14 protein-coding genes and 1 riboswitch are annotated in these 17293 nt (G+C 47.0%); of the genes, 3 read left to right on the forward strand and 11 right to left on the reverse strand.

The window, feature by feature from the left end; all coding sequences use genetic code 11:
* Positions 1-27 precede the first annotated feature (27 nt).
* Positions 28-167, reverse strand: a riboswitch (SAM riboswitch).
* 122 nt (positions 168-289) lie between these two features.
* The 4 genes from KAI37_RS21070 to KAI37_RS21085 form a co-directional block, all read right to left on the reverse strand.
* The gene (locus tag KAI37_RS21070) at positions 290-1018 is read right to left on the reverse strand and encodes a Cthe_2314 family HEPN domain-containing protein (protein WP_220030162.1); all 729 of its coding nucleotides are present in this window, start codon (positions 1016-1018) and stop codon (positions 290-292) included.
* 51 nt (positions 1019-1069) lie between these two features.
* Positions 1070-2836 carry a UbiD family decarboxylase gene (locus KAI37_RS21075; RefSeq protein WP_220030163.1) on the reverse strand — a complete coding sequence of 589 codons (1767 nt, stop codon included), beginning with the start codon at positions 2834-2836 and terminating at the stop codon, positions 1070-1072.
* A gap of 129 nt (positions 2837-2965) precedes the next feature.
* Complete coding sequence (locus KAI37_RS21080; RefSeq protein WP_220030164.1) at positions 2966-3895, reverse strand: COX15/CtaA family protein; 930 nt, start codon at positions 3893-3895, stop codon at positions 2966-2968.
* A 173-nt stretch (positions 3896-4068) separates the two neighbouring features.
* Positions 4069-4413: a thioredoxin family protein gene (locus KAI37_RS21085; protein WP_023990187.1), complete on the reverse strand. Its 345-nt coding sequence runs from the start codon at positions 4411-4413 to the stop codon at positions 4069-4071.
* 239 nt (positions 4414-4652) lie between these two features.
* Between KAI37_RS21085 and KAI37_RS21090 the strand changes: the two genes are divergently transcribed.
* Positions 4653-5942 carry a DUF2515 family protein gene (locus KAI37_RS21090; RefSeq protein ID WP_220030165.1) on the forward strand — a complete coding sequence of 430 codons (1290 nt, stop codon included), beginning with the start codon at positions 4653-4655 and terminating at the stop codon, positions 5940-5942.
* 17 nt (positions 5943-5959) lie between these two features.
* On the opposite strand, the gene KAI37_RS21095 is transcribed toward KAI37_RS21090, so the two are convergent.
* From KAI37_RS21095 to KAI37_RS21125, 7 genes are all read right to left on the reverse strand, one after another.
* Positions 5960-7594 (reverse strand): putative polysaccharide biosynthesis protein, encoded by a 1635-nt coding sequence (locus KAI37_RS21095; protein ID WP_076294240.1) that lies wholly within the window; start codon positions 7592-7594, stop codon positions 5960-5962.
* A 138-nt stretch (positions 7595-7732) separates the two neighbouring features.
* Positions 7733-8212 carry a DUF456 domain-containing protein gene (locus tag KAI37_RS21100; protein ID WP_023990190.1) on the reverse strand — a complete coding sequence of 160 codons (480 nt, stop codon included), beginning with the start codon at positions 8210-8212 and terminating at the stop codon, positions 7733-7735.
* Positions 8213-8263: 51 nt separating this feature from the next.
* Positions 8264-9013 (reverse strand): Cof-type HAD-IIB family hydrolase, encoded by a 750-nt coding sequence (locus KAI37_RS21105; protein WP_076294241.1) that lies wholly within the window; start codon positions 9011-9013, stop codon positions 8264-8266.
* An 82-nt stretch (positions 9014-9095) separates the two neighbouring features.
* On the reverse strand, positions 9096-11174 hold the full coding sequence (locus KAI37_RS21110) for a peptidoglycan D,D-transpeptidase FtsI family protein (RefSeq protein ID WP_071642842.1): 2079 nt from the start codon (positions 11172-11174) through the stop codon (positions 9096-9098).
* A gap of 179 nt (positions 11175-11353) precedes the next feature.
* Positions 11354-13435, reverse strand: coding sequence for a peptidoglycan D,D-transpeptidase FtsI family protein (locus KAI37_RS21115; protein WP_220030166.1), 2082 nt, complete (start codon positions 13433-13435; stop codon positions 11354-11356).
* Positions 13436-13455: 20 nt separating this feature from the next.
* Entirely contained in the window at positions 13456-14607 is a 1152-nt protein-coding gene (locus KAI37_RS21120; protein WP_071642846.1) for a transglutaminase domain-containing protein, read from the reverse strand.
* Positions 14608-14623: 16 nt separating this feature from the next.
* Complete coding sequence (locus tag KAI37_RS21125; protein WP_071642848.1) at positions 14624-15106, reverse strand: hypothetical protein; 483 nt, start codon at positions 15104-15106, stop codon at positions 14624-14626.
* A 223-nt stretch (positions 15107-15329) separates the two neighbouring features.
* Between KAI37_RS21125 and KAI37_RS21130 the strand changes: the two genes are divergently transcribed.
* The gene (locus tag KAI37_RS21130; protein ID WP_071642849.1) at positions 15330-16502 is read left to right on the forward strand and encodes an MFS transporter; all 1173 of its coding nucleotides are present in this window, start codon (positions 15330-15332) and stop codon (positions 16500-16502) included.
* A 405-nt stretch (positions 16503-16907) separates the two neighbouring features.
* A complete protein-coding gene (locus tag KAI37_RS21135; RefSeq protein WP_071642851.1) occupies positions 16908-17252 on the forward strand; it encodes a toprim domain-containing protein in 345 nt (114 codons plus the stop codon).
* The last annotated feature ends 41 nt before the right edge of the window (positions 17253-17293 follow it).

Here is a 17293-nt window from a genome sequence, read left to right on the forward strand (position 1 = left end):
TGAAAAGGGCCCCACCTTGCGAACCTTTTCTCATCTGCCAAAATCGCTATAACTCTAGCGGTTTTGTAGGAATTAGCACCATCATGTTCCCTCCCAGTGTAATACACCGGGAAAGAACGGGTTGCCGGGCTTCATCGGGCCAGTCCCTCCACCTCTCTGGATAAGAAAAATATGTTAAACTCCAGCTTTAGCTGTCCGTTAAGTTTATATAAAAAAACATAATTCAAGCATTTTTCTGAAACTAGGTTTCAGTATAGATAGTTTACTTTGCTTTGTCAAAGGATATTTTCTATCGTATTTTTGGGCGTACTGCACGGTTCTCCCATTGTTTCGCAGTATAAGTAAAGGCGTTTGACAGCGACCGACATACCATTTCCAAGCCCTGTTGCAAATCTTCCAAATGGTGATCGAGATCCTCCAGTTGGATTTTTCCATACAAAGCTCGGTGTCGTTGCCAGAGATCATCCTGCATTTCCGTATTCATATAGTGTATCTCCGTATTCCGACGCTTACGCAGCCGATTGATGGCATCGTTGTAAGTGTCCTTGATATCATTTAAATTATCGGTCAATACAGGATGCATTTTGAGATACTTGAGCTGTCGCAACACGGTAAAATACGAATAATGCGCCTTATACTGCCCTGTTTTTAAATCATACAGATCATTCAGCCAGTTACCCAGCTTATCCAAAATAGAGAAAACCCGAACAAACCCATCTTTATAAAAGAAAACATATAATGCATAATCGGATTTTTCATCCTCACTCATATCTTCAGCATATCCGGCTTTCACTTTCATACGAAAAAAGGCGGAAGCATGATGGCTCTGCTCCAGTTCATCCAGAGATGACATTAGACCGCGTGTTAAAATATCCGCCTTCCGAAAATCGTGGGTCGGATCTCCACCAGCCTGAATTTGCCGCTCCAGCAGGTTCAACATAGCTGACATGCTATTCATGGCATCTAGCAGGATACCTTTGTTCACACGTGGTGGCTCACCCAGTAGCTTGCGTATCATGCTTACGCCTCCTTATAAATGTAAAATCCGGCTGTAGGTTTAATTAGGGCGTCAAGCGAAATAACTCGTCCATCGTTGATCTACAAGCTTAACAATATCCTCACGCGGTAACACCTCATCCGGATACCCCGGCTTCATACGCGCATCCACTACAATCGGCAGCTTATAGTTCAGATGATGCAAACGCACTTCGCTGTCCGCGTACATATCCGTAGCAGGGTTAAAGCGTGTGAATACCGTCCACAGGAACGAGGCTTGAGAACGAACGACTTCTTTGGCATCATCCACAATGAAAACGAGCGGCCACTCTTGCTCACCCGCTGCTAATCGCTCCAAAACACGTGCGGCCAGCTCAGGCTCCTGCTCAAAGGACGCACCCGATACGACGAGGCAACCTCCGCAATATGGCTCAATTTCACGAATTCCCGGCAGATCGCCTCCCTCATAAGCACGAGGCAATTCACGTACAGGCTCACCTATCCCCATCAGGATGGCCTTACTGCCATGATTCAGCTTGCGGCCTGTGTAATCGAGTGTATCGTGTGACGTGTGATTGAAAATAAATAAATCCCTTGCTGGATTAAATCGCTCCAGAATAGTTTCCAACAGCAGGTTAAAGTCCGATAAATCAATTACTCGATCCGTCAGCATCAGGAACTTGGTCAACGACAATTGACCTTGACCCAAAATGGTAAAACCGGATACAAGTGCTTCACGGGAGTAGCTTTCACGCACCACTGCCGCTGCCAGCGCATGTACGCCCGTTTCCGCATACGCCCACAGGGACTTGACGGAAGGCATCACAAGCGGATAGGCAGGCGACAGCAAACGTTGCAAAAACTCACCGAGATAGTAGTCTTCTTGCCGAGGCTTACCCACTATGGTTGCCGGATAAATGGCATCCTTGCGGTGATGCATATGTTTGACATGAAATACAGGGAAATCATGCTGTAATGAATAATATCCAAAATGATCACCAAACGGGCCTTCCGGACGGCGTTCATGTGGCGGTACATAACCGCTGATTGCAAATTCTGCTTCTGCTGGAATCCGGTGACCCCCAAGCGGGTCTTCTGTCATGGGCAGCTTGCCTCCCATAATAAGGGAAGCCAGCAACAGCTCAGGCAAGTTTTCCGGTGCTGGCGCAATGGCAGACGCAATCAGGGCAGGCGGGCCACCAATAATAATCGTTGTAGGCAACGGCTCATTACGCTGCTCCGCTTCATGATAATGGAAACCGCCGCCTTTATGAATTTGCCAGTGAATGCCCGTCGTCTGATCATCATAAATCTGAATGCGGTACATCCCCAGATTATGATCCTTGGGTTGACCTGGCTTCTCGGTATACACGAGTGGAAGCGTAATAAACGGCCCTCCATCCTCATGCCAACTGGTCACTTTAGGCAGTGGTGCCAGCGGAGCCTCTGTACGGCGAACTCCCAATACCGGGGCCTCGCTATGAGATACTGTTTTTAGCCCTACTTTTAGCATGTCCTTAATCAGGCCACGTTCATTCCACAATGCTTTGGGTGTAGGTGGAAACAATGTTTTGGTCGCTCCTACAATCGCATTCATCAGCTGCTCTGGTCGCGGACCAAAAGCCATGTCCACACGGCGATTCGTTCCAAACAGATTACTGGCTACAGGAAACGGGGTTCCTTTTACATTCGTGAACAGCAGTGCCGGCCCTTCTTCCTCAATGACTCTTCGATGAATCTCAGCCAGCTCCAGGTAAGGATCGACAGGTGCCTCTATAATTTTAAGATGATTTTCTTTACGCAGCGCTTCAATAAATTGGCGCAAATTCTGGTAGATCAACTGGACGACTCCTCCTAAGCAAATCAAGCCCTCGAGAAACTCGTGGGCCTGGTTTGTTTCTTATATGCTATTATACGTGTTTAAACGCCTCTTGGGCAAAAATCCGCTTCACTACGATTCATGAAATGCTTAGGTACGTTGTGCTTGGGTCGAAACAAACTTGCGGTCCGGTGACAATTGCCATACACGGTAGCTCAGATAAGCCAAAATCGAGAATAACGATGCAATCACCAGCATATGTCCCAGCACGATAAACATGTAGATTTCAGGTTTGTTGACGTACAACAAGATAATTCCAATCACTACTTGAAGCAAGATTAACAAGACCGATACGACACCCAATATACGGATATCCCGGTGATTCGGGTGATAACGGTATGAGTAATGACCCACAGCCAAGATAATGACGAACAGCAGACCAGCTGAAATCTGATGAAGCAGCAGTGGAGATATGAAGCCCCCAATATTTACAACCTTCTGGATGACCGAGTGACTAAGCAACGCCCCTGAATAGACAGCAATATAGGTATAGACCGTCGATAACCATATAAAGTTACGAAAGCCCCGACTGACAGGCCCAGGAATCAGACGCGGGGTGTGGCGTGAATCTGCATGCTCCTGCCAGGCCCCCAGCGTCATCATAGTCGCACTGGCAAAGGCGATAAGCGCAAAGCCAAAATGCAGTCCCATGACTGCAGCCGATTGGGAGAAGACGACAGCCAACGCCCCCATTGCACCTTGTATGATGACAAACATGAGCGTGAGCAGCGAGAATAGCTGCAAATCCTTCCGATGCTTCATAAACAGCAAAAAGCCAACAAATGAGGCGATAGAAAGAATCCCGGCCATGGCACTGACGGAGCGATGAGAGAACTCAATAAGGGATGCAATCGTATGTGCCGGAACCAGCTTGCCATTGCACAGCGGGAATTCCCGACCACAGCCGAGACCCGAATCCGTCCGCGTCACGACACCTCCACCGAAGGTAGCCAAAAACATGACAATACATGTTACGAGTGCCAGCCATTTTAATATTCTAATTTTGTTATTCAAATTCACCCGTATCCTTCCAAATATAATATTTATTCACTTTATATGTTGTGAAATGATCACTTAAATTAATTATAACTGATATATCGTTCCTTGACATACGAGCTTTGTTGACAAAATGTGAACGTGTCCGTGAGAAAGCCGCCCCCTTAGAAGGAAGCGGCTTTCTGAATGTCTTGATGTTATTTTGCCAAGCTCGCGTGGACTTCAACAGCCCGATCCAAAAATTGCTCAATCTCCTCGCGGGATTTGCGCAGTCTGTTCACCAGACGTACCAGTTCTCGCCCTTCACTGTAAGCGATAAAGCTAGGAATCCCCAATACATTTTGCTCTTGACTGACGCTTTCGGCCTGTTCTACATCAATCTCAATTAATGTAAGCTTATCTGCATATTGATGTTCCACATCAGGCATGAACGGATCGATGAAATGACAATCCTTACACCAGTCCGCCTTAAACACCGCCACCGTTACGCCCGGAGTAGATATTGCCTTATTAAAGTCTTCATGAGAGACGATTTTTTGCATGGATGATTCCTCCTTAAATTCTTTTTGTGCTGAAAAGATTGCACTTTCTATTGTAACGCCAAGTGAAGCTTTTGCACACTCCCCCATTCTGCTCACATGCCGATTGGAAGCCCTCTCATTGAGGCATACTAAAGATATACTTAAGAATCAACATAAGCGACGACATCCTAACAGCATACCCAACATACTTGGCAGGATACGGGGATGCTTGCAGTTGGAAAGGAGGGTTATTTTTAGTCATGTCTCTTACCGAATGGCTCCATACAGCATCTCGACAGCTTCAAGGAGGACTAAAGTTACTGGGTTCCGTTCCCCGTGTTGCAGAGGAAGCTTGGGAGGGCAAACGGGCGGCTTGGACCGAATCCCGCAAATTACGCTACCCCTTGCGTGAACTAGCGTGGGATTATCATACGGCACAGGCCGCTATGAATGAAGCTGAAGCGATAATGCTGGTGAACGGACCCGCTACTCGTCCCTCTACTCTGAATATGCCCTTATGTGAAACAGACTGTGAGCTACTGGAACGGATCAAGAACGATACAGCACAGGAGAATCGCAGCAACGTCACCCGCACTGCCGCTTACCTTGAATGCTATCGTGGCTACCCGGAGTTACACTGGGCATTACTGGCCCACCTGGTTTCTCGTAATGGCGGCTATAATATGACCGATCTGAAAGGGGGACTGATTGGCAACTTGTTCGGCGAACAGGAAAAGGAATGGCTGTATCGGCTACTGGAGCGTTGTAACGCCCTTATTTTTCAAGACGCTTATCCGCAGTTGCAACTTTACATGCACAGCCGTCATTTGGGTCGGAGTTGCTTTCACTTGTTGCCTTATTTTCACGTTTCGCCATTCATGAAGCCCTTTTGGGAACGCTTCTGGGCTTGGCGGGATAGCTCTCTGTTGACTGTGGCGCTCATCATTAATGAACAAAACTATATTGAAGGACGTGTGGTAAAAGATCCGTATTTCCAAAAATTTGTGACACACAAGCCGGGCTTTTATTTGCATGACTGGCTCCAGCTTAATCAGGTTATATTTCCACTTGGGCTGAACGGTGGACTTGCTGGACTAGTGATGGAGCGTTTCGGCCATTTGGACGAGCGGATCGGCTTTGGCAAAAGTCTCTATGCTATGCTCTTCGGCCATCAGCAGGTGCTGGACCAGGTATCAGCATTCGCTAACAGTGTGCCGCATACAGGTTCACGCAGCGACTATTGGCCCGGATTGTTCACCCAGAATGAACAAAAAGCGCTGCACTCTCCAGATGAAAGTGCAACGCTTTTAGCACATGAATGGCTACCGCCAGGACAACGTCTGTACAGTCCGGAGCTGAACGCCGTCTGGTCCGATACAGCTTATGATCCAATCCCCCGTTATGATTGGTTTCAGGACGGCTCCACACTTGGACATCTCAGCGAACCAAGGCGACCGCTGTTATTTGCCATGCGCCATGAGCATCGTCATGGCATTCAAAAAACAGCAATGGCCCACGTTGCCCATAACAGCTTGCAACCTTTCCACTGAAAGACTGGGGGACTCTTTTAGCCTCGTTGTCCTGTGGACTCACGCTGTAGACGCATTAACGGGCGCAGTACCTTTTGCAACATACGCGGATAGTTGCCAAGCTCGTCCCTACGCAATACGCGCAGTACAACCAGCAACAACAAGTAGCATACCAGTACAGCTGCCCCGGCAATGCAGCACGCGATCAAGAAGGCCACACGCGCAGGCATCAGATGCACCAGCAGAATACAGGCTTCATTTACACCGTATCCGATAGCTCCCGAGACGACGACCGCGGTTAAGAACCCTGCCCAGCGACGGCCCATGATGGAAAAGGAGACGATCCCTTTAAGCACACGCAAATTCAGCAACGTGATCACGAGGAAACATAATCCGGTTGCGGCAATGATCCCATAAATCCCAATCCAACCAGCCAGCAGCCAGCTCGCTGCAAACTTGACGACGATACCGACCATGACATTAACCATTGAAATACGCGGCTTGCCCATACCGATCAGTATCGAATTAGAAGTCATCATCGTAATCTGGAATATCGTTCCGAGTGTCAGAACAGCGATGATACCACTGCCTCCAAGCGAGCTAAAAAGTAAACCATTAATAGAATAGGCGGTTACACATAAAGCCAGCACAATCGGCATCCCAGTCAAAATAGAGATACGCAAAGCCAGCGTCATCTGATTTTGTAAATGCTGCTCATCCTTACGGGCAAATGCCGCTGAAATGATTGGAATAAGCGATTGGCTGAGCGCAATGGCCAATATCGGCGGAATTCCCGCCACACTCTGTGCCCGAGAGCCTAGATAACCCAACTGAGTAGTCGCCTGATCCAATCCCACTTGACCAGACAATAATCTCACCACAATCGACGTATCAATAAAGTTGACCGCCGGAACCGTCAGAGACGACAATACAATGGGAATGGAAAGCTTGAAAATATCTTTGTAAATGCGCATCATCGGTAGCGCGGAGCTTTCCTCTTGGAATTGATCTTGACGATCCTGTCGATCCTGGCGACGCAATTTCACCGTGTAGTACAACATGACCGCTAGAGCGCCAAGACTTCCCATGACACCTCCAAAGGAGGCCCCAGCCGCAACCTCGCGATCTCCATAACCTAGCTTCAAAATAATAAAAGCGAGTACAATAGCGGTCGCTACCCGTGCAACCTGCTCCACAATTTGTGAAATACCGCCTGCGGTCATATTACCGCGCCCTTGGAAGTATCCACGCATCATGGCAATGGCAGGGAACAGCAGTAATGCTGGTGCCAAAGCCTGAATGGCCAAAGCGGATTGCGGAACCCCCGCTACATGCTCGGCAAAGTAAGGCGCTCCAAAATACAGCAGCGCTGTAATGATAATGCCTGCCGCAGCCGCGAATATCAAAGCCGCACGATACACACGTCGCGCTTCCGAAGGCCGATCCAGTGCATAACGTTCTGAAACCATTTTGCTCAACGTGCTTGGAATGCCGGCCGTAGCGACCGTGAGCAGCATCAAATAAGCGTTGTTCGCAATGGTAAACGAGGCGTTCCCGACGGAACCGAGCAGATGCTCCAATGGAACACGCTGTACCAGACCAAGTACTCTGGCTACCAAGGCGGCAGCGGCTAAAATAAGCGTACCTTTAAGGAATGTTTCTTTATTGGACAAAATGCGTTCCCTTCTTTCTTGCTGTTCACACGCATGCAAAAGCCCCGCACAAACAGTCATGGCCTGAGCCATCACCGGTGCGGAGCCGCATGTCGATTCTGTCTCTGCAAATCATAATAAACCAAAATGAATCTTGGGTCATAACACCCAAATTAAGAATACAATAATCATGGCAAGCTGCAAAATCACTTTCATCACGGTGCTGGTAAAAAGGCCCAATACAGAGCCAAAGCCCACTTTTATAGCTCGATCCAGCGGAGCTTTGCTTATCAGCTCACCTAGCACAGCGCCAATAAATGGTCCCAAAATCAGGCCAAATGCCGGAATAACGAAGGGGCCGATAATAATACCGATGGTACTCAGTATCGCCGACAGACGCGAGCCGCCAAATCGCTTGACTCCCCACGCATTCACAGCATAATCCGCAACAAAAAGGGCAACGACGATTAGTGTTTGTATAATCCAAAACAATGCATTGTATGGAGCAAATGAGAAAAACCAGCCGTATACAAAAAATGCAAAATAGATGGCGAGCGCCCCCGGCAATACGGGATATACCGCCCCGGCCATGCCCACAATGAACAGCACAATAACAACAATCCAGCCTACAACGTCCATGGGCCTCCTCCTTCTCGTCCATTCATCCTGCCTGCTGCATTATTCATTTTATTACACAAGCACATAATCACGGATCACTTCTACAATGCCGTCGTCATTGTTCGAAGCCACGACCAAATCAGCGGCTTCTTTAACCGTATCCTGAGCATTCCCCATTGCCACGCCCAGTCCAACCGCTTGAATCACAGCCAGGTCATTCAGACTGTCGCCAACGGCAACCACCTGCTCCAGAGTAATGCCAAGCAGGTCGCACACTTCAGCGATTCCACTGGCTTTGGATATACCAGCTGGGTTAATTTCCAGATTTGTCATTGAAGAATTGGAAATTTCAAGTCCACCCATGTCCTGAAGCTTAAGCAAAATTTGGTGGCGAATTTCGTCATTTTCCGTATTATAACCGAATTTGAGCCATTCCTGTGTGTCCAATGTATCCGGCCAACGATCCCTATTATATAATTCCTCCGTTGAGTAAGCCCAGAACCAGGAGCCTGTGTCTACAGCAATCTGGTGCATCTTACGAACGAGCTCCTTATCAAGTAAATAACGGCGCCACAACTCGTGGGGTGATTTCCACACCTCACTGCCGTTTACAGTTACCATTGGCGTCTCCAGGCCGAGTTGCTGACCGTAGGGAAGAGCATGCATCGCTGCACGTCCGGTGGACAAGCATACATGGATCCCTTCCTGAATCGCCTTGTTAATCCAGTTAATTGTTTCCAGGGAAATTTCATGATTATCATTCAGTAAAGTTCCATCCATGTCGAGCGCAAGCAGTTTGTATTTATATTGGTTTTCTCCCATAGTCTCTCTTCCTCCTGTATGTCCCTTATGTCCAACGACATTTTACCATGAAAAAGAGAAGCCCACAAAAGTATTCAAGTCCTCACTTTGCTGCCAGAGGCTTTTTAGGAGTACCATCTAGCCCATATACTTCGTCATACGCATCAAATATTTTACGCGCAACCGGTCCTGCGCTCGTCGCACCAAAGCCCCCTTCAGGAATAATGACTGCTACTGCCAGCTTTGGATTTTGACGCGGAGCAAAAGCGATGAACACCCCGTTATCTTTAACCGTATGTCCCACTACCTGCTGGGAAGTCCCCGTTTTGCGGGCATAATCATAAGGAAATCCATTAAAGGCTTTAACATCCGTAGCCATACCTCGAATTACTGTATTCCAGTACGTATCTGAAAAAGCGACCTCATTCAGCACCTTCGGCTTAAATTCACGTACAAGATTCCCCTGATCATCTACAATTTTGCTAACCAAATGAGGCTGCATACGCTTGCCCTTTGTTGCCAGCACAGTCGTATACTGGGCTAGCTGCATGGCCGTATACTTTCCCTGCTGACCAAAGGATGCCTGTACCAAACGTGTCAGCGCACTTTCATGCTTGCTCGTATACTCAAGTCTGCCTGCCCACTCGCCCGGCAGATCTACTTCTGTCGGAACGCCTAATCCAAATTCCTTCATATACTTGTCCCATACATCAATTCCCTGATGCACCCCTGCATTACTTCCGTATTTGGCATACAGCGGCTTGCCGATCATATCCACCATAAACGTATTCGACGAGACCTCAATTGCCCTGCTAGGTGTCAAAGAACCATACACATGTCCGCTAGAATTCCCAACCCGGCTGGAGCGATTTTTGCCGTAGTACGCACTTCCCGTATCCAGATAAGTTTGTCCGGGAGAAAACAGGTTTTCCTTCAACCCGATCAGCACGGATAGCGGTTTAATGGTTGAACCCAGAAGCACCGAGGATTCTGGATGTGGACCCGCTTTTCCGCTAGGCACGGATTTAATTGTTCCATTTCCCATTTTATGCTGAATTTCGTCATATACCGAAGGTGAGGTACTTCCACTTTTCCATACATTAGAGTCATAATCCGGCATACTGGCCATTGCCACGATATTTCCGGTCTCTACCTCCATCGCTACAGCGAAGCCAGTGGTTGCGTCTTGATGAAGCTTCCCCGATACGGCATGAGTATGAAGCCAGCGAAGCTGATCCATAATGGCCTGTTCGGTTTTCTGCTGAATTTCCTTGTTGATGGTGGAATATAAATGATGTCCTTTTTCAGGAGGAGTAATGGATTCAATGCCCTCCGGCATGCTGCGCGGATTGACCTCTACCGTTTTATACCCGTTTTTTCCTCTCAGCTCGTCCTGGTACTGAAGCTCCAAGCCATCATATCCGACCGTTTCACTTTCCGAATACACCTGTGCCGGTTTTAGAACCTCTGAATTAGCTTCATAGAGCTCTTTATATTTGGGTCGGTTCGTTCGAGCTCCTTTGAACTTGTACATATATCCAATCGTTTGTACCGCCACCCGATCCGGGTCATAATGGCGTACACTTTCTTCTACAATCTCTACACCAGGGAACTCTGTCCGATGCTCCAGAAAATAAGCGATTTCCTCCCGACTCAGGTCGGATTTGACCAAACGTGGGGTAAATCCCCTATATTGATTATAGTCCGGGTCAAGTCGCTTTTTTATTTCCTCTGCATTAAGCTGCTCTCCTTCGGTACGACCCAGTTCGTTTAATTTGGCAGCAAGCTTGGCAGCAAAAGCATTGAGCTCAGGAAGCAGCTTTTCCCCCGGCTTGCGATCCTTCTCCGTACGCTTGCTATAATCCTTAGATAAAGTTACATACAAGGACTGTACTGAAGTCGAATACGCCAGCTTAACCGTACCTGTGGAGTCATAAATCGTGCCGCGACTCGGGGCTAACGGGACATTTTTCGTATTTACGGATTGCTGCTGGCCTTTCAGCTCCTCCGATTGTACAAACTGCAATACAGCTAGTCTGGTAATGATCAGGGCAAACAGCACAAAAGCACTAAAAAACAGTAGGTTGGTTCGTAAAACCGTCCGTTTTTTTCGTGACTCTTCATTCTCTTCAACATTTTTCTTTTTAAATGAAAACTTTTTATCCAAACTTCCTCTGTCCATATTAGCTGGTCATTACTCCTTCCGATTAGGGTTTCATATTCCTGATCCTACCATATCCAAAGCAATAAACGATGAATTACAAGATGACAATTTTGTAAGAACGTAGAAAAGCATAAAAAAAGCTTCGCTCAGCTCTAAGGCTAAGAGAAGCTTTCATGAAATAATATCGTATAAAATGATTATGGCTGTTTGATTGCGTTAGGATCGGTTGCTGTGGCATCCTTTTTCTTAGGTACCCCGTCCAATCCATAAACTTCGTCGTAGGCATCAAAGATTTTACGTGCCACAGGCCCAGCACTCCAGGCCCCGAAGCCTCCTTCAGGAATGACAACGGCTACGGCCAGCTTGGGATTCTGACGTGGGGCAAAGGCAATAAATACCCCGTTATCTTTTAGTTCTCTGCCCACACTTTGCTGCGATGTCCCCGTTTTGCGAGCAAAGTCATAAGGGAAACCTTTAAATGCGCTGACATCTGTTGCCATCCCGCGTATAACTTCATTCCAATAAGCATCCGGAAATTTCACTTCATTCAGCACCTTCGGCTTAATTGTTTGAACTACATTGCCGTTGGCATCTTTAATTTGACTGACCAAATGTGGCTCCATCCGTTTGCCCTTGGTAGCGATCATTGTTGTGTACTGGGCAAGTTGCATAGGTGTATATTTACCTTGTTGACCAAAGGATGCATATGCCAATTTAGAAAGCGCTGACTCTGATTTACTCGTGTACTCCCGCCAACCCCGGAACTCACCGGGCAAGTCTACTCCAGTAGAAACACCTAATCCAAACTCTTTCATATAACGATCCCATACGTTAACGCCCTGGTCTTCTGCGGCATTGTTGATGTATTTGTTATATAATCGTTTGCCAACCATATCGACCATAAAGGCATTGGAGGAATGGCGAATAGCGGTTGCCGGGTCCATTGAACCGTATACATGACCGGATGAGTTGCGCACCCGTGAGGAGTTGTTACGTCCGAAATAAGCCGCTCCTGTATCTTGATAGTACGTATTTGTTGTAAACAGTCCTTCTTCCAATCCAATAAGAACAGACAGCGGTTTAATAGTTGATCCGAGAAGTACAGTAGAATCAGGGTGCTGTCCAGATTGGCCAGAGCCAACGTTCTTTATTGTGGCGTTTTGATAAACATGTTCAATCTCTTTATATTTTTCCGACGAAATAGTACCCGTTTGCCAGTAATTCGCATCATAATCCGGCATGCTCGCCATGGCTACCACATTACCTGTATCCACTTCCATTGCGACAGCAAAGCCTGTTTTCGCATAAGGATGAGTCCTGCCAGATACAGCGTGTGTATGGAGCCATCTCAATTGATCCATAATGGCATTTTCAGTCTTAACCTGAATTTCTTTGTTAATCGTGGAATAGACATTATCTCCTTTTTGCGGAGGAGTAACGGAATCTACACCTTCCGGCATATTGCGCGGATCAATCGGTACCGTTTTATAACCATTTTTCCCTCGCAACTGTTCCTGATATTGAAATTCAAGTCCATCAAAGCCTACAGACTCGTTATCCATATAGATGAGACCCGGATCATTTTCAGCTGACATGGATTTTTGAATATTTTTATATTTATCCAACGTTTCACGCGCACTTTTGTAGCTTTTAATGTAGCCAACCGCTTGAACTGCTACCGTATCAGGATCGTAATGACGTACCGTTTCCTCTACAACATCTATCCCGGGGAACTCACTCTTATGCTGCATAAAATAGGCGACTTCATCTTTATTAAGATTGGTTTTAATCAGACGCGGCGTAAAACCGCTAAACCGTTGATAGTTCCGGTCCATAGCGTCCATAATTTGTTCTGCCGTCATTTTCGGCTCATCTTTACTACCATATTGAGCAAACCGATTTGCCAGCTTCTGTGTCATATTCTCCAGCTCAGGCAACAATTTTTTATCAGGATTACGCAAATTTTCCACGTTGTCACTATAGTTCTTGGAGAGCGTGATATACAGCGATTGTACAGGTGTAGAATACGCCAGTCTGTTCTGCCCGGTGGAATCGTAAATCGTTCCGCGAATCGGCGTAAGCGGTACATTTTTGGTAACATTACTGGCCTCCTGCTGCTTGAGCTGAGGTCCATCTACGAATTGAAGTATCGCCAATCTTACAATAATGACCGTAAATATAATGAACGAGCTGAAAAAGAACAGATTGATCCGAAAGCTGAATCTTTTTCGATCAGACATCTCATTGTCTTTTCCCTGCTCGTTGTCTATCTTTCTCATGTGCCCTTTTCCACTCCTTATTAAATCACTTTATCCTTGATATGTGTTTGGGCAAAACCAGGCGGATTAAACCAGTCCCCACTTTGCGCCCAGGTCGGGTCTAACGGTACCCACTGATCCTGCGCGCTCAAATACACTTCATTCCAGGCATGGGACCCGTAGCCTCCCTGTCCGTTATAACCAAGTCCTGTCACCACCTTGACCTGTAGTCCCTGCGACCGAGCCATCATCGCATACAGGCGTGCATAATCAATGCAGACTCCTTTACGTGTATCAAACGTATCTCTAGGGGTCTGTTCATGCCAGTCACCACGCTGCTCATAGGCTTCTACCTTACTGAAATCATAGCTAATACGGGTACCTACCCATTCATACAACGCTCTGGCTTTTTGCTCATCACCGCTCATCCCCTGTGTAATCTTGGCCGCAGCCTGACCGATATCGTTCGGAATTTCCCGGTCAATCATTTCGTATTTTCGCTGCAGGATACCATTTAATTCCTTGGTAACGGCCTGCGTAAATACGGGCAATTTATCCTTAATCAGTGTACCGGATAACGGCTCAATGACCGATTGCGCTCCTTGCTTATAAATCGGTGAAGCTTGGACGTAGCTGCTAAACCCGCTGTCTGGGTACAGACTTACGCCAATGAATAGCAGGGCTATAACCATGATAGCGCGTGCTCCACCGATAAGAGTACCTATTCCAGCCCCTGCCACCCTACTGAGAAAGCCTGATTTTTTTTCATGCTCACGGAGATGAGAATCTGACTTACCACCTACCATCAACACATAAATTGCACGTAGTACAAATTGGGCGATAGCATAACTGAGCATGAACAATACGGCGAACCGCAGCAGCGGAAAACCTTCTAACCCCGCCACCAACGTATAATAAAATTGTTCAATCCCGCTTAGTTCCCGCTGAGGCAAATGTTCCATGTAAGCCGCCAGCCATTGTTGTACTTTCGGTGAAAGCCACATGGCTAACCCGAGCGAGCACAAAATACCCGCCACAGTCAGTATGCCATCCACAATGAGACTGAACAGCGCCCCCACAGATCTGGAAGCTCCTCGTCTCCAGCCCTGAATCAACGACAGCAGTACAATGACAATCAAAAACACCGTCACGCCATTCCAATGAAGAATAGGCTCCAGCCAGGATGGTTTCATTGTGTTCCTCCTGTCTCTACGGCGACTGTGGCGACTGTGTTACAGCCGAGCCTTTCGCACTTTCGATATATTTCTTAACGGTATCGCCCATACTCCACTCGCCCAGCGACATCCCCTGAAACCATACCTTGACCTTGTCACCATCAAATGGACCTTTCACTTCCAGGTTGGAACTGGTTACCGAAAACGTCCCATCCGCATTGGATGTGTATTTAGCATCCCGTCCCTCCTTGATCATCATGTTCAAAGCCTCGCTCTGAACCTTGTTAATCGCATCATCCTTTGCCTGAGTAACGACCTTGCCGACCTGTTCAAAGGAAATGCCACTGTAGATAAGCAAGCCTGCAATTACGACAATGACAATCAGCCATTTTATGAGAGTTCTTACAACCTTCAATATGACTAACAATAGGACAAGCCCAATTAATATATACAGCCAGTTATCCTGAACAATCTGCCAATTATGTTCCAAAAACTCTGTCCAGACGCCCTTATCCATTTCGCTACACTCCCGTTTTCAACTACATCATTCAAATCAGAAAATTGTCTCTGTAATTATACATGATTACGTGATGCCCTGTCAGCTTAGCTCTTTTACACACCTTGTTATTCAATTCTTGTCCATACAAAGTGGTCTATGTTCGTCCAATCCAGCGTACAACTTAGGAAGGGCCGATACGTAGTGCAACATGAAATTTTACATTAGGGAAGGGGGTCATCCCATGAAAACAGCCCTCTGGCTGTATCTTTTTTTATTCATTGCCTTTTTCGATCTGCATGCACAATATCCTATTTTGACACCATTCGCTATCTCCCTGGGTGCAGCACCTACTTTTATTGGCTGGATGATGGGGATTTACTCTCTAACTCACCTGCCTGGTAATTTGATGGCCGGCCCCAAGGTCGACAAACACGGCAGCCGCCGATATATTATGTTCAGCCTAACAGCCGCAGGCATCATTCTTATCATTCAATCGTACATCCACACACCGTGGGAATTACTTTTTCTTCGGGCGATTAGCGGTTTTGTGTTGGCCTTTTTATCTCCAGCCTGTCTGGCCATGTTGGCACAGCTATCCGATCATCCAGTTACGCAGGGCAAATATATGTCAGGACATGGTGTCGTTCACACATTGGCCTCTGTCCTGTCTCCAGCCGCCGGCGCATTTATCGTAGCCAGTTTCGGCTTTAGTGAGACGTTTAGTTCACTTGGCATCATTCTCGTAGTCACGGGACTCATGGCTTATTTCACCTTGCCCAAAACAGCACCCGCTCCACAGGCCCAATTATCAGATGGTCATGCGACACCTGCTCCACTATCCGGGGTACAGAAGATGCGTTTACCATTCAATTGGCGCTATCTGCTCCTGCCTTTTGTTTTGGCCTGTGCACAAGGCATTTTATTTTACGAAATCCCATTACGAAATAACGGTTCTGCGTCCATGATGTCCACCGGATTGCTCTTTTCCATCATCAGTTTGGGAGCACTTTGTACGCTCAGCCTGCTGTTTCTGAACAAATATTCACCCATGGCGCGGCTACTTTGTGGCATTATTTTGATGTCTCTAAGTTTTTACGCACTCGCCACCACGCCCGAAGCGGCGATTGGCATCATACTTTTTATTTTGGGAACAGCCAAAGGTATCATTTTTCCAGCGCTGGCCTCTCTTTTCATACGAATTGGAGGTGCGCGACTGGGTAAAACCTTTGCACTACAGTCTATTGCAACATCTATCGGCTCCTTTGCCGGACCTGTACTGGCAGGTCAGCTACCCGATCACATTTCTCCTTTTTTTATCGCATTTCTGATTCTGATGGCTGGCCTGCTATTCGTTCCCGTTAAACGCTTATCTCCGACACCGCCACTGTCCGCCTCAGGACCTTATCATTCCTAGCTAGTCTGAGACAGCGGTTGCTATTGTCCTACCTATAAAGCCCAAAATACCGTTCCAGAGGGCAAATGCACAGTACACTACACCCCTATCCACATAGACTATTTTGACTGAACATTCACTAACAAAGGGAGGTGCAGCCCGTGAGCCACTGTCATCCTTGCCCTATTGGAACTTCAACTGGCACCATTCTTGTTCTTTATATTCTGCTCGTCATCATTCTCCGTACTTGCTGGATTTAATGTCTGAATCGCCCTAACATGTTGCCCCTTGTGCCCATGCCTGCCACTTCTGGCAGGCTATTTTGTTATTTTTTGCATGAGAACCCTATTTGGAGCTACACTATACACATATTCTTCATTTCCCGGGGAATTTCGAGCATATGTATCAAACAAGGGGTGAGCTTACATGGCGATAACCGTGATCGTCGAAGGGAAAAATGACCGCAGCAAACTTCGCCGATTACTTGACCCGGAGGTCCACATTTTATGCACCTTCGGCACACTAAACTCTATGAAACTGGAATCCCTCCACAAGCGGGCCAAGCACGACGAAATATATTTATTTATGGACAATGACAGCTCAGGGAAAAAAATAAGGGGTGTGCTTGCAGACTCTTTTCCGGATGCCTACCATATGTATACCCGCAAAGGATATGCTGGCGTAGAAGGCACTCCAGATGAATATGTGATCGCTCAATTGGAAAAAGCAGGGTTAGGAGAATACATTATATACCCGCCACCTGTTCTTTAGTCTTTAAAATAACAAAAAGCTGTCCTCAGGCCGCTTCCATG

Origin of the sequence: Paenibacillus sp. S25 (assembly GCF_019454085.1) — a bacterium.
Taxonomy (GTDB): Bacteria; Bacillota; Bacilli; order Paenibacillales; family Paenibacillaceae; genus Paenibacillus; species Paenibacillus polymyxa_B.